This window comes from Paraferrimonas sedimenticola, from assembly GCF_002282855.1.
Classification (GTDB): domain Bacteria; phylum Pseudomonadota; class Gammaproteobacteria; order Enterobacterales; family Shewanellaceae; genus Paraferrimonas; species Paraferrimonas sedimenticola.
Window position 1 is genome coordinate 1 of sequence record NZ_NRIR01000010.1, and the last position, 20956, is coordinate 20956.

17 protein-coding genes and 1 pseudogene are annotated in these 20956 nt (G+C 47.0%); 6 read left to right on the forward strand and 12 right to left on the reverse strand.

Annotated elements, in window-relative coordinates; translation table 11 throughout:
• Positions 1-350 precede the first annotated feature (350 nt).
• Together CLC93_RS15465 and CLC93_RS15470 are read right to left on the reverse strand one after the other, a co-directional pair.
• On the reverse strand, positions 351-2993 hold the full coding sequence (locus CLC93_RS15465; RefSeq protein WP_095506892.1) for an Ig-like domain-containing protein: 2643 nt from the start codon (positions 2991-2993) through the stop codon (positions 351-353).
• A 242-nt stretch (positions 2994-3235) separates the two neighbouring features.
• A complete protein-coding gene (locus CLC93_RS15470; RefSeq protein WP_169903066.1) occupies positions 3236-4453 on the reverse strand; it encodes a C45 family autoproteolytic acyltransferase/hydrolase in 1218 nt (405 codons plus the stop codon).
• A 109-nt stretch (positions 4454-4562) separates the two neighbouring features.
• On the opposite strand from CLC93_RS15470, the gene CLC93_RS15475 reads away from it, so the two are divergent.
• Complete coding sequence (locus CLC93_RS15475) at positions 4563-5456, forward strand: LysR family transcriptional regulator (protein WP_169903068.1); 894 nt, start codon at positions 4563-4565, stop codon at positions 5454-5456.
• A gap of 57 nt (positions 5457-5513) precedes the next feature.
• Here CLC93_RS15475 and CLC93_RS15480 read toward each other — a convergent pair whose 3' ends face one another.
• A complete protein-coding gene (locus tag CLC93_RS15480; RefSeq protein WP_095506894.1) occupies positions 5514-6254 on the reverse strand; it encodes a hypothetical protein in 741 nt (246 codons plus the stop codon).
• A gap of 411 nt (positions 6255-6665) precedes the next feature.
• Between CLC93_RS15480 and CLC93_RS15485 the strand changes: the two genes are divergently transcribed.
• The 3 genes from CLC93_RS15485 (at position 6666) to CLC93_RS15495 (ending at position 9796) form a co-directional block, all read left to right on the forward strand.
• Positions 6666-7421: a hypothetical protein gene (locus CLC93_RS15485; protein ID WP_095506895.1), complete on the forward strand. Its 756-nt coding sequence runs from the start codon at positions 6666-6668 to the stop codon at positions 7419-7421.
• 115 nt (positions 7422-7536) lie between these two features.
• Positions 7537-8409: a LysR family transcriptional regulator gene (locus tag CLC93_RS15490; RefSeq protein ID WP_095506896.1), complete on the forward strand. Its 873-nt coding sequence runs from the start codon at positions 7537-7539 to the stop codon at positions 8407-8409.
• A gap of 148 nt (positions 8410-8557) precedes the next feature.
• A complete protein-coding gene (locus CLC93_RS15495; protein ID WP_095506897.1) occupies positions 8558-9796 on the forward strand; it encodes a C45 family autoproteolytic acyltransferase/hydrolase in 1239 nt (412 codons plus the stop codon).
• Positions 9797-10039: 243 nt separating this feature from the next.
• On the opposite strand, the pseudogene CLC93_RS15500 reads toward CLC93_RS15495, so the two are convergent.
• The 5 genes and pseudogenes from CLC93_RS15500 to potA form a co-directional block, all read right to left on the reverse strand.
• Positions 10040-11470, reverse strand: a pseudogene (locus tag CLC93_RS15500) (IS1182 family transposase).
• Between the two features lie 453 nt (positions 11471-11923).
• Entirely contained in the window at positions 11924-12961 is a 1038-nt protein-coding gene (locus CLC93_RS15505; protein ID WP_095506898.1) for an extracellular solute-binding protein, read from the reverse strand.
• Between the two features lie 16 nt (positions 12962-12977).
• Positions 12978-13754, reverse strand: coding sequence for a spermidine/putrescine ABC transporter permease PotC (potC, locus tag CLC93_RS15510; RefSeq protein ID WP_342744948.1), 777 nt, complete (start codon positions 13752-13754; stop codon positions 12978-12980).
• Complete coding sequence (gene potB, locus CLC93_RS15515) at positions 13751-14593, reverse strand: spermidine/putrescine ABC transporter permease PotB (RefSeq protein WP_095506899.1); 843 nt, start codon at positions 14591-14593, stop codon at positions 13751-13753. The genes potC and potB overlap by 4 nt, the downstream gene beginning before the upstream one ends.
• On the reverse strand, positions 14586-15695 hold the full coding sequence (gene potA / locus CLC93_RS15520; protein ID WP_095506900.1) for a spermidine/putrescine ABC transporter ATP-binding protein PotA: 1110 nt from the start codon (positions 15693-15695) through the stop codon (positions 14586-14588). The genes potB and potA overlap by 8 nt, the downstream gene beginning before the upstream one ends.
• A gap of 237 nt (positions 15696-15932) precedes the next feature.
• Between potA and CLC93_RS15525 the strand changes: the two genes are divergently transcribed.
• Positions 15933-16730: a glucosaminidase domain-containing protein gene (locus CLC93_RS15525; protein WP_095506901.1), complete on the forward strand. Its 798-nt coding sequence runs from the start codon at positions 15933-15935 to the stop codon at positions 16728-16730.
• Between the two features lie 42 nt (positions 16731-16772).
• Complete coding sequence (locus CLC93_RS15530; protein ID WP_095506902.1) at positions 16773-17417, forward strand: DUF2987 domain-containing protein; 645 nt, start codon at positions 16773-16775, stop codon at positions 17415-17417.
• Here the strand turns inward: CLC93_RS15530 and ttcA are convergent.
• From ttcA to CLC93_RS15550, 4 genes are all read right to left on the reverse strand, one after another.
• Entirely contained in the window at positions 17414-18358 is a 945-nt protein-coding gene (gene ttcA / locus CLC93_RS15535) for a tRNA 2-thiocytidine(32) synthetase TtcA (protein WP_095506903.1), read from the reverse strand. The genes CLC93_RS15530 and ttcA overlap by 4 nt on opposite strands.
• Positions 18359-18475: 117 nt before the next feature.
• Positions 18476-19039 (reverse strand): acyloxyacyl hydrolase, encoded by a 564-nt coding sequence (locus CLC93_RS15540; protein ID WP_169903070.1) that lies wholly within the window; start codon positions 19037-19039, stop codon positions 18476-18478.
• A 125-nt stretch (positions 19040-19164) separates the two neighbouring features.
• Positions 19165-20088 (reverse strand): universal stress protein UspE, encoded by a 924-nt coding sequence (uspE, locus tag CLC93_RS15545; RefSeq protein ID WP_095506905.1) that lies wholly within the window; start codon positions 20086-20088, stop codon positions 19165-19167.
• Positions 20089-20170: 82 nt separating this feature from the next.
• Entirely contained in the window at positions 20171-20914 is a 744-nt protein-coding gene (locus CLC93_RS15550) for an FNR family transcription factor (RefSeq protein ID WP_095506906.1), read from the reverse strand.
• Positions 20915-20956: the final 42 nt, after the last annotated feature.

A 20956-nucleotide genomic window follows, 5' to 3' on the forward strand; every position in this document is an offset into this window, starting at 1 on the left:
ATGAGTTAGCAGCGTTGGCCTATAGAGATATTGCAGCTCTCGGGGAGACTAGTTGGATTTGGCCCTTAGCTGCCGTTCAAAGTTTGTATGTGTAGCTATGCAATCCAGAACCGTTAAACTCAAAAACTGTAGGGAATACCGGTCTCTTTGAAATGTAACTGGGATAGCTCAGAATCGGAACAAGTGATCGATAAACAAATAACTGTATGTTCCTACAAAACATAAAAATACTATTTTTGAAAGATTTGCGAAAATCGCAAGATAAAAAAGAGCACCGCTATTGGTGCTCTTCAAGTCGTTACATCTAATATATTGAGCTTGAGTCTAGCTCTAACAAACTGTGTCTGTTGTTACAGCTTTTTGAACTGAGCGGATACTCGTTGGCTTTGTGCATCAACGATGAGGTTACACACAGGACCATTAGTGTTCAGGCATCCGACCCAACCGGTAAACTGATATCCATCCAGCGGATTAGCTATTAATTCCATTGCTTGACCTATTGGCAAGGTTAGCGTGCTTTCTGTATCGGATTCGGCTAGGAATCCTGAAGCTTTGTCCAAAATATTGCCGCCCATACTCACACTTAAACTAACTTGCCCAAGCGCTTCGTCTCCAGAAGGGTTATTGATAACTACTTCAGCAATGTCGGAGTTAACCGAGCCTAGGGTTGCTGACACATTGACCAAACCGCTGGACTTGGCCTCCAGATTTCCTTTTGTCCCGGTAGCGTTGGAAATCGAAGCAAGAGCCTGTTTATCCACATTCCAAGTCACCTGGTTGGTAATATCTTGTCGGTCTCCGTCGGAATAACTTCCCATCGCTTGAAACTGTAGAGTTTCACCAACGCTGATGCCTGTTACTTTTGGTGAAACTTCAATACGCTGTAAGGTTGCAGCCGTTACAGAAAAGCTCACTGGCGCACTGACCGTATCAAATCCACTAACGCTGATCTGAACAACCCCTTCTTGCAAACCGACGACTTGGCCTTTCTTTCCTGGCTCGTTGGAAACCACAGCAATACTGGTATCGCTAGAACTCCAAACAACATGCTCTGACACCGGCTCGACTTTACCGTCAACTAAGTGCAGGTCTGCACTTAAAAGTTCGGGTATACCAACAGGCTTGGTGAATCCCTGACTTGAGTTGATCTCTAGGGCTACTTTTGAGCGAAGTTTCGAGGTCACAGGTTTAGAAGCAAACACACTAGTCGAGGGTTCATAAACGTTGATCAATACCGAATCTGCAACCTCATGAGCGGTGATTGTACCGGCATGGTTACCAGAGCTAACCACTGAAATCGCCTTAGCCTTGCTGCTGCTCCAATTCACACTAGTAGTAATGTCTTTGGTTGTACCGTCAGAGTAAAAACCTTCGGCAATAAGGCGTTTACTGCTTCCTAACTCAAGTTCGATCTTTGCTTCAGGTTTGATGGTTATTGTCTGTAGTGAAGCAGGCGAAACCGTGATCGTAGCCGCTGGCGATTGATAGGTTTTCCCTTCAAAAGCGAAATTGGCTTGTACGGTCGTAACCCCTTCTTTAAGGGCGTGGACTAATCCACTATTTGGTGCTGTGCTACCTACGCTTGCAATTTGCCCATTGCTCGATGACCAAAACACGTTTTCGGTGATGGGCATAGTAGAGCCGTCTTTAAACACTGCCGTCGCTTGTAGTTGCTCCTTCATTCCTACCGGAAGAACGATTGTCGAGCGTGACAAATCAATGCGTTGAACTTCAGCAAATTTGGCATCAACTACTACACGAGTCGAGTTGCTCGAAATCGAATCTTCCACCACGACAGCAGTTTTTGTTTCGTCGCTAAGGCGAGCTCGGTTGACACTTAATTTACCTTTCTTCTCGAAGTGGTTGTCCACACTTAAGTAATCGTTGTCAGCAATACTCCATTGAACCGTTTTCGTTACATCTCGCGAAATATTATCGGCAAAGCTTGCAATCGCAGATAGCTGCAATTTCGTGCCTGAGGGTAGGGCTTTTGCCAGTTCACTCTGTGGTTCGATACTGAGGTCAGTCATTTTGATATCAGCGATACGGACATTCACCTGATTCTCAAGGTTGTTTAATGGATCTTTGACCGACACGGTAACTTGTCCCTTATTCGACGGGCTAGCTAGCAATTGTCCTGCCTGAAAGTCTGCCGGAAATTTGGCGACTTGCTCATCGTTTGTTTTCCAAATTACTCGTTGAGTAATATCAATCAGATTACCTTCGGCATACTTAAGCTTGGCGCTAAAGTTTTGAATACGACCCAATGGGAGTGTGTCAGGTACGTTGGGCTCAATGATCAGTTCAGGAGCAGAAGAGCTTGCAAAGACGGTCAGCGTGAGCTCGTTGGAATTAGTCTCTCCTAAGCTTGCTTTAATTGAGGCGGTTCCGATCCCAACAGCGGTAATCTTTGCTTTATTGCTTCCCTCACTTTCAACGGTTGCCACAGCGTTGTCGCTAGAGGACCACTGGATTGTTTCTGGTGCTTTTGCAATGACTCCGTCGGATAGTTGAACCAAAGCCTCTGCTAAGATTTGCTCTCCAACGGGCAATCCGTTATTCAGTCGCTCTGGAGTAATGGCTATTGAGACAGGCTTTGCCGCAACGACTTCCAGATTCAGTTCGCCTTTGAGTCCTTTAAAGCTTGCCGTCACCTTAGCTTGACCCATCTTCAAAGCGCTCGCGCAGCTGGCGCACTCCTTAGTGTTAAACGTCAAAGTGTCTTGGGCATTACTGCTCCATGAGGCTAGGCTGGTTACATCCTGTTTGGCTCCACTTTGCAGGGTGGCAATCGCTTTGAGTTGAACCACTGCGCCTTTGGCGACTTCGTTTTCTGAAACTAAGTTTGAAGGCGTCGCAATGACTTGGATTTCTGCTGGCTCAGAACCAGACTTTTGATGCTCTCCATTAGAGCCTCCGCCACTACAAGCGGATAACATCTGAATGAGCATCAACCCCATCAAGATGGGTTTGAAAAAAGTTGAGTTTCTCATAATTTGGCACCGATTTAATTAAGACAACTCCATTATCTCGCGAAGATGGGTATGAAAGAATTTACTTTCCATAGGTAAGACCCATACATCGAAAGGTCGAAGTGGCAACTTTGAATTGTTGGGCTGGAGCTAGTTTCTGGATACAAAAAAAGCGCCTCTGTATCTCTTAAACACCCAGTGCCGAGGTGTTTGAGTGATAGCAGCGACGCTTTGAAACGACCTACAAATGGACGATAAACGTATTAATGTTGCGAGTTAAAACACACTTGTTGATATCCGGTCCAATCACCGATGCCAGGCGCATAGTTCATACAGCCCGATTGGGTGTCCAGAACAACAGTGTTTACGGTAATGAAATCACTCCCGTACGCAGCTGACTGAGCTATGGGTTTTTGATTAAAGATGTACTTCATCGCGTCTACATCAATTTCTGGCGTGTGCTTCAAGAAGGTTTCTGCAGCTTCCTGACGCCAAAAGGAATACGAGCTAGCGATGGTTTGCTCTTTAAAATTTCCCCCCAGATTCGCTCTAAATGATTCTTCGCTCCCTTCGCGAAGACTATGGTTTGCGTGTGCGACACCTTTTTCTCCGATAGTAACCAGCAACCCATCACGACCGACTTCAACAGACGCGGCGTTGCCGTCAATATCCGCAATAGTAAAGTTCATTCCCACAATGGTTCGGTTGGTCGTTAGCAGCTCAACGGCCTCTTCTACGCTGCGGGTTTTTGCCAGTGCATCGACAAGGGCGCCCATACCGGTTGCCATGCTATCGGAGACATCCATCCCTTGAGTGTCGGCGCCCAAGAAATTAATAACGACACCGACGCGTTTTCCAAGGCTTTGTCCCGCCGGGCCAAATCCTGTCATAGTGGTGATGCTTTGGTCTTTCTTGAGAATAATGCCAGAGCCATAATCTAAGCTCGCTAGGTCATTTGTTTGCCCGACGACACCACTGGAGTTAAACGCCATAGAGGTACAGCCTCCAGGCTTAACCTCAGTTTTTTTCCCTTTTTCCATGAGCTTAACGACAGCGTAATCGGTCTGCGAGAGAGCAAATAGTTCACGAGCATCAATCCCTAACTCCTGTGCCAGGGATTCTAAGGTGCCTATAAATTCGGGATTAAGTTTTTTACTGTTTTTAAAGACCTCGGTTAACTCAATCGACATTTCAATGGGATCTAGACCTATCACCTCAAACTTGCGGCGTGCATTAGCCAGAAACAACTCGACCTCCTTTCCGGCCTGGGACATGATGCGTTGACCATGCAGTTCTACTGGTATGCCCGTGAGATCGACAACCGGGGCTTGCTTTTGAATGACAAAAGCTTCTGGTTGGTAAAACGGTTGATTGACGTTCAAACCGTCAACCGGCTCGATGCTAGCGGCATTGGCAAACATAGCGGATGCGACTCCGCTAAAAGCTATAGCGATAACCGTCTGTTTTAGATGTCTTTTCATAGTTTCTCCGGCGAGGATTGATCTAGCATTTGAGTATTGGACTGCTATTATCGACAAAGCACTGGATATTCCATACTTGGTTTCCATAGGTAGAACGCATAGGTCAGATATGAGCAGCACGGAATTGCTAAGAAGCTTTATTGCAGCGGCAGATACGGGATCATTTAGCGCGGCAGGCAGGCTTTTGGGAAAACATCAGGCGACCATAAGTGGCAATATCGCCCGCCTTGAAGACGAACTGGCGGTGATTTTGTTTGACCGGGTAGGAAAGTACCCACAATTGTCAGAAGCTGGGCTGGCGCTGTACGACAGCGCAAAGTTAGTTGTAGAATCTAGTGAGCGATTCAATCGAAATGCGCTAAATCTCTCCTCTAATATCCCGGTAACCTTAAATCTGGGATTTGACGAAGCCCTTCCGGCCGGAGCTTTCAATAATTTTCTTCGCTGTGTTCGGCGAAAGTATCCTCACTTGAAACTGCACCTTATAAGAGCGAATAACGCCCGCTTACTGAAGTTGGTTGAAAAGGGTGAGCTAAGTCTGGCAGTGACTATGACCCTGGAAGGGACCAGTCAAGCATATGAGTTTAAAGCGCTTGGCTTCGCACAGATACGCCTGCTTTGCTCGGACCAGCATCCTTTTGCCTCTAAGCGAACCGTGTCTAACGATGATTTGCTCCACGCGACTCAAGTGATGCACAAATGGAGTGAGATTAATCCACTAAAAGAGTTGTCTCGAATGTCATCGGACGTCTGGGAATGTCAAACACACGAAATGGTATTGGAAGCGATTCGAGCGAATATTGGTTGGGGATTTTCTTCTGACATTATTGGAACTGCGATACCTGAGGGAACCATAGAATTTAAGGCGGAATTCGCTGGTACTGACTTTGCCGCTCAATACGATTGTATATGGCCCAAAAGCCACCCGATAACAGAAGTTGAGTCTTATATTATCAATAAATTGTCAGACCTGTTTTCTCTAGGGCAGGCTGCATTCAATTAAAGTGATTCGGCGGTTACTACTGCATATGTATCCGCCGAAGCACGTCCTACTTAACTATTACTCTTGATAAACGCCTGGAACAAACCCTGTTGATTGGCAGGTATCACTTGGCAAAATGACAAGGTGTTCGTTGTCGCTGTAGAACTCCTGCTCGCAATTCGTTACTTCGCTGTCAAACTGCAAAAGATTGTCTTCACCCAATGTTGCCAGAACTCCTTCATCGTTTTGAATGATGTTTTTCATTCGGTAGATGGTATTGCCTGCAAGGCTTACTAACACCGAATCATCCTCCAAAGAGTTGACTTGTTCTGCGTTTAAATTTTTAGCGAATTCGCCGTTTTCGCCGCAGTCAGTGCTAAATAATAATCCTGAGCCTATTTGCTCAAAGCTATAGTTATGATCACTAAGCTGGACGTAACCACTTTCCGTTTGAGCACACGCATTATTATTCCGGTATTGAGTTCCCGGCAGAATTTGATTGCGCACGTAAGAACGATAGCTGACTTTTTCGTCAGATTCAGCGTAATCATCCCAAATTAGCACCTCTCCGTGCTTGGATATGGTAGCTATGGTGTCGTTGTTAGAGGAAAGGTAAATCCCCTTAGTATTAATCGACTTTTCAGCACGTCTGGCTACCGGGCTATCCGAAACGGGATCGTCTGGCACGCAAATACCACCTTCACGCTCGTAGCCAGGACGACAGCCATCCTCACCACCACCGACGTGCGCTCCGCCGCTACAGGCCATTAGCATCAGCGGGACAAAGGATAACAACGCGAGCTTCGCTGCATTTTTCATGTAGATTTTCCTCAAGTTAGTCGCCCTTAGGGCTTCTGGTTTCTAAATTGAGCGCAGAAATCCATATCGGCCTCAGGAAGTGGGGCAATATATTGTGGGAATTTTGTTTATTACAGTTAGTTTCTATTGGTTCTACGAATAGGTTGAGTATCGAGACTCTAGAACTAGCGATAAATATGATCAGGTAGATAGGCCTTTAACGCAGCAATATTTCTGTCTCCTTTGGTTGCGTTCCTGAGCGAAAGCACTTCGGGAAGCTAACCACCTATTGGTAATTCCAATGGAATGTAAAGTGTATTATGGAATGCTACCAATTAATATCCTCTCAACTAATCAGCGAGCAGGCAGGGAATTCCGCTCAAACTTTATTGAAACTGGCATAAATAAGCGCCTACTTTGAGAGGATCCCATATGAATCATTCGACTAAAGCGATTTTGTTAGTATTAGCTCCCTTGTTACTCACGGCATGTGGAGGCGAAGGTAACAATCTTAAACGAGGCGGCGAAGATGGCTGCCGTCCAGGCTATGAACGTGAGGACGGTATGTGTGTCCCAGATAATCGTGGCGGCCGCATTCCAACAAAGCCTCCGACTCAACCGGGAGAGAGTAAATTTACTACTGCAGGATTCTACTCGGCGCTTGGTGATGATGATGTAGCCACCATTTCTCAGCAAGGCGAAGTGCTGGTTTGGGACGACTACTACGAAGACGATCGAGAGGTTGAATATCGTTCTTTGGTTCGCCAGTCAGTAAATAATCGTACCGAATACACTCAACGCAGCGCGTGTAAACGAGCTGATAGTTACAATGGTCAACTATGGGATCATCACTATCGGTTTGAGAAGTCAGGTGAACGAGTCAGCTTTTTCACCAATTGTGGAGAGCGTTCTGAATATGTAAAGTCAGCTAATCGTCAGCAATCACTTTCGCAACTAGACAGTGTTTCGCTAATCAATGGCGCTGGAATAGCGATATTTCTGTATCAAGGAAAAATTCAAAATGAACAAGGTGACGAAGCACTTCTTGGCGAAGACAATCGCTTAAAGTTTGACGCTACTCAACAAGCTTGTGAGCAAGAGTATTACACCGATGGACGACGCATAGTCATTCTACCAAGCGATACCTGTGCAGAGACAGGGTTCTCTCCAGGGTTGTACCAAGAGTAATTCGTAGTGTTTTAAGCCTCCAGCGTTTGGAGGCTTTTTTATGGCGGATTTAGTGACCATCAGGTGGTAGCTTATAGTTGGTTTTCTTCGATTATTTCTCCTTAGAGGCAAGTTAATGTTTGACCCTGCGCTACTTAGAGCTTTTATTGCCGTTGCCGATACGGGTTCGATGAACAAGGCAGCAAAGAAATTACACCGTTCTCAATCAACCATAAGCCGCATGATTGACAGGCTCGAAGACGAGATGGGGATGCAATTGTTTGTTCGAGATTTTTCCTCTAAGCGTTTGGAGCTAACGGACAAGGGCAAAACAATTATGAATAAAAGCCGTATGGCGCTGGCGGCTCTGCAAGAATATCAAGACTTTTGCTTAGGAATTAGCCAAGATGTCGAGGCCAAGTTTCGAGTGGGCTTCCCAAGTTTTCTTACTAAAGGGCCAAGTCGAAGGCTCTTAGCCCAATTGATCGAAACCTTTCCCACAACTGAGTTTGACTTGTATGAGCCCTCGCCAATAGAGATGGAGCGAATGCTCGTCGCTGACAAGCTTGACTTTGCATTCACTATCTACGACCACTCGTTAATGCCTGGCTTGAATTCGAGATTGGTGGGGGATATGTATGGAAGATTGTATTGTAAAAGTGACCATCCATTGGCTCGCGAGCAATCAATTTCTCTTAACATTCTCGAGCAATATAGAACAATCAGTTTTGTTCAGCCTCAGTCGCAAAGTCACCGACCTGAGTTAGACTTCAGTTCAAACGCTGTTTATGTTCAAACCATGGCTCAAGCATTAGAGTTAGCCTGCGCTGGTGTTGGTTTCGCCTTCATTCCCAGCAATATCAAAGTTCCCAAAGAACTGATACCACTCAATACTGAGATTGATAAACGACTACGCTACACGCTCCACGCGCTGTATCCTTCCGCAAATCAAGGCAAACCAGTCACACGATGGTTACTGGATTATCTTGCTAGATGTAATTTATTGTAATTTCAACAAAGTACGACGCATTCGTTGTTGCACAGTAACGAGCAGCCATGGTATCCGAAATTCGCATAGTAACTAGGTAACAATGATTCATTAATCGACAATAAAATAACACCTGTAGATTCAATCAACCCCTAAATCGAGGTGTTCCATGAAGAAGACAATTATTGCCGGTCTAGTTAGCATGCTTCCCCTGCTAGCCATTGCAGCCGATCATCACCCTCAAATAGACCCTAGCAGCTCTATGTTTGGGAAGTCCCGTTCAGTCGTTATCAATGAACTGCAAAAAGATATTATTCCGGGTAGTGCGTTTACCGCTGAGTATGCAGCGGCGATGTTGGAAATCAAAGGTAAGGCCTCAATTCTAGAAGCTGTAAAACATGAGATTCAAACCATCGAAAATGCGGTTCCCGACTTTTCGGATTTCAAGAAGCGAGCTTCTAAGCAATTGCCTGTACTAAAGGAATTTGATGCTGATATGTATGGCTACGTTGCTTCGATGGCAGAAGGGCTGGGTATTGCCATTGAGGACTTTTGGGTCAGTTTATATATGGATGCGGCCTGGACTGAGGGCGCTCAAGGTTTAGCTCAGGCTTTGTGGGGCGGTGACGAAGCCCTTCGAAATGAAGCCATTCAATCAACTCAATCACGAGGGGGTTGCACCACAGCAGCATGGACCAATGGAATCGTTGGCGGAAACATGGATTTCTCTTCCGATTTTCTGGGTGCTCAGCGCCTTGTGAAATCTGATGATCTTATTTTTGAAGGAAGCTACTTTGGCGCTTTTCGCTCCATGGGTAAGTATATTGGTCTAATTATCAATACTATTGCACTGGATAACGCGGCCAGTGGTGCCGATGGACTGCCACATCCGATTGTGATTGCGAGCGTAACAAAAAGAGCTCGCAGCGTTGGCGAAGCTGTCCAAATGCTAGATTCGTTGAAAAGCGAATCACCGATGAACTACACGATTGGCGATAACAAAGGCAGCGCCATCGCTTACAACTTCATTAAGACCGAAGACACAAGGGTGATACCTGCGACCAATGGCTACGTCGTTCACACTAATCACAACTTGAAAAACCGAGATAAGTTGCTGTCGGTATATGGCAATGATTACAACGCTGCAGCACAAGCGACGTTATTCACCATTGCTCGTTATGACGCCGCCAGTTTGTTGATGAGTATAGTTCCTAAACACGAGCGCAATGTCGATTCGATGAAGACGATTCTACGCACTCAGCCGATTAATATGCGTTCATCCAACGAAGTAGACTTCCTAACCACTAACAGCTACGTGATGGACCTAAACAAGGGGTGTTTGTATATGACACCAGATCGACCAGACCTATCATCGTACGAAGTGACTTGCTTTAGTAACGAAGATTAATCTTAGCAATCCATGAAAGAGCTGCTATTCAGATTTATCAAATTTTGAATGGCAGCTTTTGGCCCAGACTGTGTGATAACTGATTTTTAACGGCCTGATGTCGCCCAGTTTGCGTCTATGACTCTAGCTGGCCAGTGCCTTTCGCAATTAGCAACAACGGTCAAAAGTAGTGAATACAGTTTCAGGCAGGCTATTTTGGGTCTTATAGCGCTCTGTTTTGGGCGGTTTTAGACAATAAAAGGGCTACACAGCCCTCATCGCCTCTATCAGAGGTTTCACTCCAAGGAGACTGATCATCCGGCGCAGGTTGTAAGCCAGCACGCTAAGATTCATTTCAGTTTTGACGTTGTTGAAACCCCTAGTGAGGAAGTGAGTCGCGCCCATCCACATTTTGATGGTGCCAAACGGATGCTCTACGGTTTGCTTTCTGATGAGCATGGCTTCGGGCCATTGATTTAACCGTCGTTGCACCGATACAAGCACTTGTTCATGCTCCCAGCGCCCAAGCCTTCTGGGATAAGGGCTTGTTGTGCATTGACTCTTTAGGCTGCAACCACGACAGGCATAGACGTCAGCATAATATCGCTTAATCAATTTACCCTTTTCAGTCTCACTCCCTCGGTATTTAAGCTCTTGGTCACCAGGGCGATGGTAGACGTCTTTGGCCGCGTCGTATTTAAACTGAGTTCGATTGAAAATCTTCTTGGCATTACTCCCAGAAGTATCCGTCTTGGGAACATAGGTCAGCATTCCAGCGTCTTTGGCGGATTTGATTTCTACGCCGCTATAATAGCCCTTGTCAGCTAACACGGTAATGTTTGTGTTCGCGAGCGCTTCTTGAGCCGCACATCCGACGTTATAGAGCTGGTTTCTATCTGGTACGTTTGTAACTTCGTGCGCCACGATTAAATGATGCTTCGCGTCGACAGCGCTTTGTACGTTGTAGCACACCTGACCGCCAAAACTACGGAGCTTCATTAGCCGGGCATCGGGGTCTGTTTGGGATAGCTGCTTATCAGGGATAGCCTCAACTTGCTTTTGAAGGGCTTTGTACTCTTTGAGCTTACCTTTCAGGTGAGCGATTCTTTGTTGAATGGTTTCGCGAGGCTCTTCGTCCTCATTGTCGGCGTTATCAAGAGCATCCAGATATTGCTGAATGTGTTTCTCCACTCGGGTGATATGCGATTTTAGCTTGGCCGAAGTGAAGTTCTTAGACTTGTTGTTGACCGCTTTGAATTTACTACCGTCAATCGCAATAACCGCGTCTTTGAACATGTTGAGATCACGGCAGATGGAAATGAAAGTACGGCAGGCATTCTTGATACCCTTGCCGTTGTTCTTGCGAAAATCGGCGATGGTTTTGAAATCAGGAGCCAATCTACCGGTGAGCCACATCAGCTCGACATTGCGTTGCGCCTCGCGCTCGAGGCGGCGACTGGATTGAATACGATTGAGATAGCCGTAGAGGTATAGTTTGAGCATGGTCGAGGGAGAGTAACCGGGGCGTACAGTTCAATTAGGCTGCGCTCTTTGGAAGTCAAGTGCGTCCAAGTCCAACTCATCAACGAAAACATCCAGAACACGAACGGTATTTTCTTCTGAAATGAAGTCATCGAGCACTTCAGGAAACAAGGTTGACTGCGTTCGACTCTTTCCTTTGATATAGCCCGACATATCAATACCTTACCGTACTTATCACAATACTTAAGATACCAAATATGGTTTCCAGCGACTAACGGTTTGAGTCTATTGGTTAGACTATTTGATCATATATATCAGCTAGATATGACGATTTGGAATGAGGAGTTTTCACACAGTCTGGGCCGTTTGTTGCTGTTCGCGGTTGGCTAGATTACCGCCTTCGCGGTAATGACGGGCGCTGGAGTTGGCCGTTTACTGCTGTTCGTGGTTAGCTAGATTACCGCTTTCGCGGCAATGACGAGCGCGGGTATTGGCTGTTTTGTGCCGTTCGCAGTTTGATGGATTCCCGTCCCCGTCTTCACGGGGATGACGTTCTTTAGCGGCAATGGCGGGCGTGGGTGTTGGCTGAGAACTGGTGGGCTACAAACATAAACGGGACCTTTAGGGTCCCGTTCTCATGTCTAGCGAATTGAAATGACAACGAAGTTATTGCCCAGCTCTTAGCTTCTGCCAATACTTGTCATAAATCAGCGCCGCTTCACCGATGTCGTTTTGAAATTCGCCGTTGGCGATGACTTCCGCCGAAGGATAAACCACAGGATCGTTAGCAAAATCCGCAGGCATTAGCTCTTTTGCTGTCTTATTTGGACTTGGGTACCCAATTTCCTCGGCCACTTTAGCGGCGATGTCAGGGCGAAGCAGAAAGTTAATGAGTTTGTGTGCGCCTTCAACGTTCTTAGCTCCCGCAGGAATTGCTATGTTATCCACCCAGAAAATCGCGCCTTCTTTTGGATACACCATGGTAATCGCTGGGTCTTCTTGTTTGGCCGCGTAGGCCGAACCGTTCCACAGCATGCCAATGCTGGTTTCACCCGCCAAATAAGGCAGTGACGGCGTGTCTGAGTTGTATACCAGTACGTTTTTAACAAGCGGCTTTAAGCGCTCGTAGGCTTGCTCAATTTCTTTCTCGTCAGTGCTGTTGCCCGAGTGACCGTTTAGCACCAGTGCTATGTGGAATACTTCGCGTACGTCATTCATCAACATAATGCTGTCAGCGTACTCGGGGTTCCACAAATCGGCCCAGCTGGTAATGCTGGCAGGGTCAATCTCATCGCTATTGACACCAATACCTGTAGCGCCCCAAATGTAGGGCAGGCTGTATTGGTTTTCTGGGTCATAAGGTTGATCCAACAATGAAGGGTCTAAGTGTTTAAAGTTGCTCAGCTTAGATTTATCTAGCTTTTGCAGTAATCCTTCGTTCGCCATTTTGGAGACAAAATAAGTTGATGGCACCACCAAGTCATAGCCTTCACCGTTGAGTAGCTTTAATTTGGCGTACATGGCTTCGTTGCTATCGTAAGTGGTGTATACCACCTTAATGCCTGTCTCCTTGGTGAACTCTTCCATCAACCCAGGCGGAATGTATTCGGACCAGTTGTAAAAGTAGATGGTGTCGTCTTTGGCGGTGGCGCTCCAAGACATCAGCAGGGCAGCCGCAATGGCAAGCCAGCGTTTGGTGTTCATTGTTGTAGGTTCCTTCTTATTGGAAGCGTTTTAGGCGCATGATGAGCTGAGCAATGCCCACCAACGCCAAGGATAATACTAGCATTAGGGTGGCTAACGCGTTGACTTCAGGTGAGACTCCGACCTTGACCATAGAATAGATCTTGATGGGCAAAATCTCGTAGGCCGGTCCGGTCACAAAGGTACTGACAATCACGTCGTCCAGACTTAGGGTAAATGACAGCAACCAACCAGCGGCCACGGCAGGCATCGCCAGTGGCGCGATAATCCGAGAAAAGATTTGCCATTCGCTAGCGCCAAGATCTTTGGCGGACTCAATTATCTTGGGGTCAAAGTCGCTTAATCGAGCGGATACGGAAATCACCACAAACGGCAGGCAGAAGGTAATGTGGGCGAGTAGCAATGACCAAAAACCTAAACTGACCCCGATCACCACAAATAACGCCAGCAAGGATATCGCCAAAATAATATCTGGTGAGCTCATCACTACAAACAAGCTGGCGGAGAGCATTTTCTTGCCCTTGAAGCGATAGCGGAATAGCGCCACAGAGGTGAGGGTACCAATTAAGGTCGACACGGTTGCCGCTAATAAGCCAATGGTTAGCGAGTTGACCGCTGCTTCCATGAGCCCCGGGTTATTAATCAGAGCGTCGTACCATTTGGTGGTGAAACCACCCCATTTGATACCGTACTTTGAGCTGTTAAAGGAATTGGCAATCAACACGCCAATCGGCAAGTACAAAAACAGGAATAGGATGAAAAGAAATAGCGCTCTCGACAGTTTGGCCATCATGCGTTGCGCTCCATGCGTTTATGCACCCAGTAATAGCCCAACAGCATAATTGCCATCAGTAGGGTTAGCGCCATGGAGGCTGCGGAACCAAAAGGCCAATCTCGCGTAATCAGCACCTGGTCTCGAATCACGTTACCGACCAATAAGTTCTTCGAACCACCTAACAAATCTGACAAATAGAACATGCCCATTGCAGGTAAGAACACCATAAGCACACCAGCAATGATTCCTGGAGTGGTGAGCGGCAGCATGATTCTGCGGAAATAGGCCCAACGGCTGGCACCGAGATCTTTGGCCGCTTCACTATAGCTGGTTGGCAGTTTTTCAATAGCGCTGTAAAGCGGCAGAATCATGAAGGGGATTAGAATATAGACTAGGCCAATAATTACCGCGGTTTCGCTGTACATCAGCTTTAATGGCTTATCGATGATACCCAGGCCCAATAAGGCCCAATTCATTAGGCCTTTGGTGCCAAGTATGATTTTGATGGCGTATACGCGAATTAGCGAATTGGTCCAAAAAGGCACAATGATCATAAACAGAAGCACGCCACGTCCCATTGGTCCAAAGCGGCTGATAATCCATGCGACAGGGTAACCAATCAACAAGCACAAGACTGTCGCAATAGCCGCCATTGACAACGAGTGCCACAGAATCTTGGCGTAAATAGGGTCTACTAAACGCGCGTAGTTTTCGATAGTCCAAGGCAGGCTAACAAATTCGCTGGGATCACGAGTCAGAAAACTGGTCAGCAGCACCATGAGGTTGGGCAACACCACGAAAAGGCTGAGCCATCCAACCGCGAGAGTAAGACTTATCCACTTGAAATAATCACGCATTGCCGTGTTCCAGCACTACTTCCCAACCTGGCACCCAAGACACTTCTACGCGCTGACCGATACTGTGGTCGGTATCCGGGTCGTCTTCGTTGAAAAACTCACTGACTTGTAAAATTTGTCCCGAGTCGAGCTTAATGGTGGAGTCGAGTGTCATTCCTTTATAGGTTCTATCGACAACCTTTCCGGTGAGTAGGGCAGAATCATGCTCGGGCGTGATTTCGGCAATTCGCAGATCTTCAGGACGAAGCAGGGTACTGACGTGTTGACCGATAACAAGCGATTTATCCGTGCGAATTTCAAAGGCTTTTCCGTCGATTTCGCCGCGATAAATCCCCTCTGATATCTCACCTTGAATATGGGTATCAAAGATATTGGTTTCACCGATGAATTTGGCGACGAACATATTATCCGGTGTTTCGTAGACTTCTTTGGGCGTGCCTATTTGCTGAATTTCACCGTCTTTCAGAACTACGATGCGGTCAGACATAGACAGGGCTTCTTCTTGGTCGTGAGTCACGAATATGAAGGTAATCCCAAGTTTTCGCTGTAGACGCTTGAGTTCACTTTGCATTTGTTTTCGCAGCTTGTAATCCAGTGCGCTTAACGACTCGTCGAGCAGTAGTACTTTTGGGCGATTAACCACAGCTCTAGCAATAGCCACTCGCTGTTGCTGACCACCAGAGAGCTGGTTTGGGCGGGCATCCATAAAGCGCTCAAGCTTTACCATGGCCAGCGCTTCTTTGGCTCTAGGCTCTATTTCGGCCTTAGGTACCTTGGCCATTTGCAATCCAAAGCAGACGTTTTGCAGCACTGTCATGTGAGGAAACAGAGCGTAGCTCTGAAAGACTGTGTTAACTCGGCGCTTTTCAGGTGGCAACTCGGTGATGTCTTGGTCATCGAGCAATATAGCGCCATTGTCGCTAGACTCTAGGCCCGCGATCAAACGCAATAGGGTAGTTTTGCCGCAGCCTGAAGGACCCAGCAAGGTAATAAACTCGCCATTGTAAATGTCGAGTGACAAGTCGCTAATAATTGTGCGATCGCCATAGGCTTTGGCTATCTGGGTTAAACAAACAACAGGCCGGTTATCGGTGTGGCTCATTGGTTGGCTATTCCTTGACTGGCAGTAACTTAGCTAAATTTGGGTGGCACATTTTAGGGTCAAAACTAGAGAAAAAACACCTTTGCTCATCAGTTTCTTACCATAAAGTTAGACTGAGAACCGTTTGCCTACCTAATTTTGCCCAGATTGACGTAAAAGCAAAGGGTTATGGTGAATAGCCTTTGTGTTATGATTGCCGCTCTTAAATTTTAGAGTAACTAGCTTGGGAGCAACCCGTTGAGAAGTGGTCGAGTCGGACAATTTACCATAGGTTTAGGCGGCGCCATCGTATTGGTGCTGGTTGGTTATTTGGCCTTGGTACCGTATTCAGAGCCAGAGCAAGCGGCAAAGACGCTTCAAGCCAATCCGGATCGCAAGCCAAACCTCCCAGACTTTTCAGCCATTGCGGATGTGGATGAGAAAAAGCGTCAGTTCTTTGAGTTTTTGCAGCCCATGGTGGCACGCCAAAATGAGTTTATTCGCATCGACCGCGAATTCTTGATAGCACAGCGTGCACTCTTGCTTAACGGCGCTAGTCTCTCGCCCGAACAAGTTGCAAGAATCGAATCTATCGCCAGCGCTTATCAGTACAATTTCCGCCAGCTAAGCGCTAAAACCCTCAAGAATTTGCTGATGCGTGTGGATCTAGTGCCTGAAAACATGGTGCTGATTCAAGCCGCTAACGAAACAGGTTGGGGCAGTAGCCGATTTGCCCGAGAGGGAAACAACTTCTTTGGCCAGTGGTGTTTTCGCAAAGGTTGTGGCTTGGTTCCCAACTCGCGCACCCAAGGATTGAGCCACGAAGTGGCTGTGTTTAACTCGGTCGAGGACTCGGTGGGCGCCTACCTTAAGAATCTCAATACCAACGCCGCCTACCTAGAATTTCGCCAATTGCGCGCAGGTTTGAGAGATACTCAGCAAGAATTGTCAGCCGAGGTGCTAATTCACGGCTTAATCCATTACTCTGAGCGCCAGCAAGAATACATTGATGAATTGCTGCAAATGCTCAAGCATAACAGTGGCTTTTTGAGCTAAAAGGCCTCTGGGCTTTTCACAAGACGTAAAAAAAGAATAATCATGAAAACTACACTCATAGGCTTAGCGTTAATTGGCGCTAGTTTCTCTTCAGCTGCCGGCACTTTTTCATTGGAATACGGTGGATTTTATGACCGCCTAAACGGGCTCAAAAAAGCCGAAGTTAACATGGTGGAAGTGGCGTTTTACGTGCGCCCACGTGCCAGTGCCAGTTGCGAACTCAATCAGGTGAACTTGGTTGTAAAAAAGCAGGACACTCAACGAACTGAATTGATGATCGGGCCAGACAATGCCTTGTTGTTGCCATTTGACCGTCAACTCAAATCAGACCGCGCACTGGTTGAGTTAGATTTAGACGGCGATGAGTCTAGTTGTGCATTAGCGATATCCGTTCAATCTAAACCCCTAATTAACCCAAGTGTCGACAGCGTTTGGTTGGAGCAGTTGTATCAGCAGTTAGACAAGGTATACGCTCAATACGCGGGTTTTCCAATGAAGTACTTTCGACCAGAGGCCAAAGGGCTGACACTGCTCAATAGTTCGGATTCCGATATTAGTATCGAATCAAGGCAACGTCTGTTAAGCCTACCGGCTGGGGGACAACTTCAGCTAACCAAACAAGAGCTAGCTGAAATCAAACCGTTTCAGGTGACGCCGAGCAAATTCAAAGCGACTGCTTGGTATTAATTGCTCGGTTCGGGGTCAAAGGTTTGAACCACAGCGATGCGCTCGGCGGCATCCAGGTCGATGTGGCCCCGATTCTCAACGTCTAGATAATCAAATGCCGGTAGGTCTGCCTCGGCGACTGCTCCACTTGGCTTGGCATTGGGGTCAATGGCCAGTGAAGCGAAATCAAACAGAGAGCGGTCCACAAGCTGCGATGGCGCGATGTTTTGTAGCGATGTAAAAATGGTTTCGATGCGTCCCGGTGATTGCTTGTCCCACTGATTCAGCATTTGCTTGACCATCTTGCGCTTCAAATTCTCCTGAGAGCCGCACAGGTTGCACGGAATGATTGGAAACTCTTTAAAGTCCGCATACTCAATGATGTCTTTTTCGCGCGAGTAGGCCAACGGACGAATCACAACGTTAGCACCGTCATCTGAACGCAATTTAGGAGGCATGGCCTTTAGCTTGCCGCCGTAGAACATATTCAAGAAAAAGGTCTCTACTATGTCGTCTCTGTGGTGGCCTAGGGCAATTTTGTTGGCGCCAATTTGTTGGGCAAAGCCGTACAAGGTGCCACGGCGTAAGCGCGAGCAAAGCGAACAAGTGGTTTTGCCTTCGGGGATCTTTTCCTTCACCACAGAGTAGGTGTCTTTCTCCAGGATGTGGTAGGGAATATTCAAGCTATCCAGATAAGCCGGTAATATATCTTCAGGGAAGCCTGGTTGCTTTTGGTCCAAGTTAACGGCGACCAGTTTAAAATCCACAGGTGCGGCTTTTTGCAGATTGATAAGGATGTCCAGCATGGTGTAGCTGTCCTTTCCTCCGGATAGGCACACCATGACCAAATCGCCATCCTCAATCATGTTGAAGTCTTGAATGGCACTGCCCATTTCGCGTCGCAAACGCTTTTGCAGTTTATTCAATCGGGTTTTCTGTTTTTGAGAAAGTGCATCAGACATGATTCGGTGACTACAACTTGGCTAACAATGGGCGCGTATTATTCCAGCTAACGGGCATTGGGTAAAGGGCATAGGCTGTTACCTAGGTGTGGTTTGTTATCAATTCAGCCTCTGCGCTTAAAATCGGTAGTTGATTTCTAACATGTGAAAATCGGCGCCTACGTTGTTTGAGCCGTGCAGCCCGCCATCCGAGTAATGCATAAAGCGGTAACCAAGCCCCAGGCCTTTGTACAAGGTCACACCCGCGCCAACCGTCAAAGAGAATTGAAACGCACCACCGAAATCTTGGCGTTCAAATTGGTGCCGCGATAAATAGGCACCACCGGCGCCCGCATCGAAATAGACACCATCGTGCTTGCTGGCGATTCGAATCTTGGGCGTAACCGAAACTACCAATGAATCTTGTCCAGAGGCGCTTAGGTAACCCGCGCTAGTCATAAGACTGCCGCCGAGGTACCAGGTTTCCCAATCGCCACGCCAAGGCAAACGAAAATCCGCACTGATATCGTAGGCTTTAAACTCTTCGGGTTGTGGTTTGCCCAAAGTGGTCGCGCCGGAAAATCTAGCTCGAATGCCGACACTTTCTGGGGTAAAGCTACTGGCGAGCGCTTGAGCTGGCAGCAGTAAAGCGCCAACAATAGTGGCAATTCGATAGAAGCTGAGGTTTGTCAGACTCAACACACTGGATTCCCGATACAAAAAAGCTTTCTAGTATTGTAGAAAGCTTTTGGGTTAATGCTGAATTTTCAGAAAGATAGAAGGCGCTGAACGCCTGTAGGAGTCAGACGCCAACTCAACTACTACCCCTAGTCTTCTTGCAGCGGGGAAACATAGTCTTTGGGCTTAATTGCTAATAAATCGCAATCTAGGCTGTCGATAACATGCTCGGCTGTGTTACCGATTAACGCGGCAGAAATACCGGTTCGGCCCACAGTGCCCAGAATAACCAATTCTGCATCCAACTCTTTGGCAACCGCAGGAATCACTTCTTCCGCTAAACCTTCTTTAACGTGGCAATGGCTCATTGGAATATCAAACTTAGCCGCTAACTCTTCAATTCGCTGCTCGTGTTGCTGCTGAATGCTGGCGTTATACGCCGCCGCGTCAAAGTCTGGTAACTCGATCACTATATTCACAGGCGTACTTGGATAGCCATTTACCAGGTGAACCTGAGCTTTAATCTCACGAGCTAGCTTTTGTGCGGTAACAATAATGGCTTCGTTGAGGGTGCGATGAGCTACGTCATCGTCGGAAACGTTAACTGCACAAACGATAGTGCCATTTACCGGCCAGTCGTGTTCTTTGACCAACAGCACTGGCAAAGGAGCTTTGCGTAGTAAATGCCAATCGGTCGGTGTAAACACTATGCTCTTGAGCATGTCGTGTTCGTGAGTGGCTTTAATGATCATGTCAAAGCCGCGCTCAATGCACTCGGTGATAATGGCTTCGTAAGGGCGGTTGTGCCATACCACTTTTACTTCAACGTCTTGATTGGTCTTGCTGACAAGTTCTGATAGCCATTGGTGTCTATCCGCAACCACGCCATCGCGCATTGCGTCACGCTCTTCGCCGGACAACATAGAGGTCATGTCGTAAGAGAAGTCGTAGATACACAAAAAGGCAGTCACTTCAGCACCGGTACTTTGCGAAAGTTCCAGCGCTCGGTCTAAGGCAGGTTGGGTGTCTTTTGTGGGGTCAATGACCACCATTAGCTTTTTATAGTCCTTCATAACGCGCCTCGTTATTCACTGGTTCCTAACTTATGTATAGAAGTTATTGTGGCGCTTTGCTGTGAACTAAATCAAGAAATCTTTACTTTCGAATACCGGCGAGCTCATTTAACGCTTCTACGTTCAAAAGCGTAATGTATTTGCCTTTAACTTCAATGAGTCCGGCTTTTTGAAAGCGACCAAGAAGACGAGAAATGGTCTCAACGGTTAAGCCTAAATAATTGCCGATATCGCCACGGGTCATACTTAAGCGAAACTCTTTGTGAGAGAAACCGCGATTGCCATAGCGAATGGCGAGGGTAGCGATGAAGGAGGCCAAACGCTCTTCAGCGTTTTTCTTGGAAAGCAACAAAATCATTTCCTGATCGGTACTGATTTCGTTACTCATAAGGCGCATTAGCTGTTGGCGCAAGCGCGGCATGGTGCCGGACAACTTGTCCAGCATTTCGTAGGGCACTTCGCAAACCATAGCGGTTTCGAGTGCTTGAGCAAAACTCTGATGTTCGTTGGCATGAATGCCGTCAAAGCCAATCACATCGCCAGCCAAATGAAAGCCGGTAATCTGCTCGTCACCTTGCTCGGTAATCGTAAAACTCTTTAAGGTGCCAGAACGTATCGCGTATAAGGACTTAAGCGAGTCGCCTGTTTTGAACAACTGCTCGCCTTTTTGAATCGGCTTTTTGCGCTCAATGATGGAGTCGAGCTTATCTAGCTCATTGTTATCTAGGGTAAAAGGAATACACAGTGCACCCATACTGCAATCGTGGCAGTGAATGGCACATCCTTGTTGGATTGGGCGTCGCTGTATTGTGTTGTCTGAGGACATAGACTTCTCTTACCTTAACAATAACCGCATCATGTTAAACCA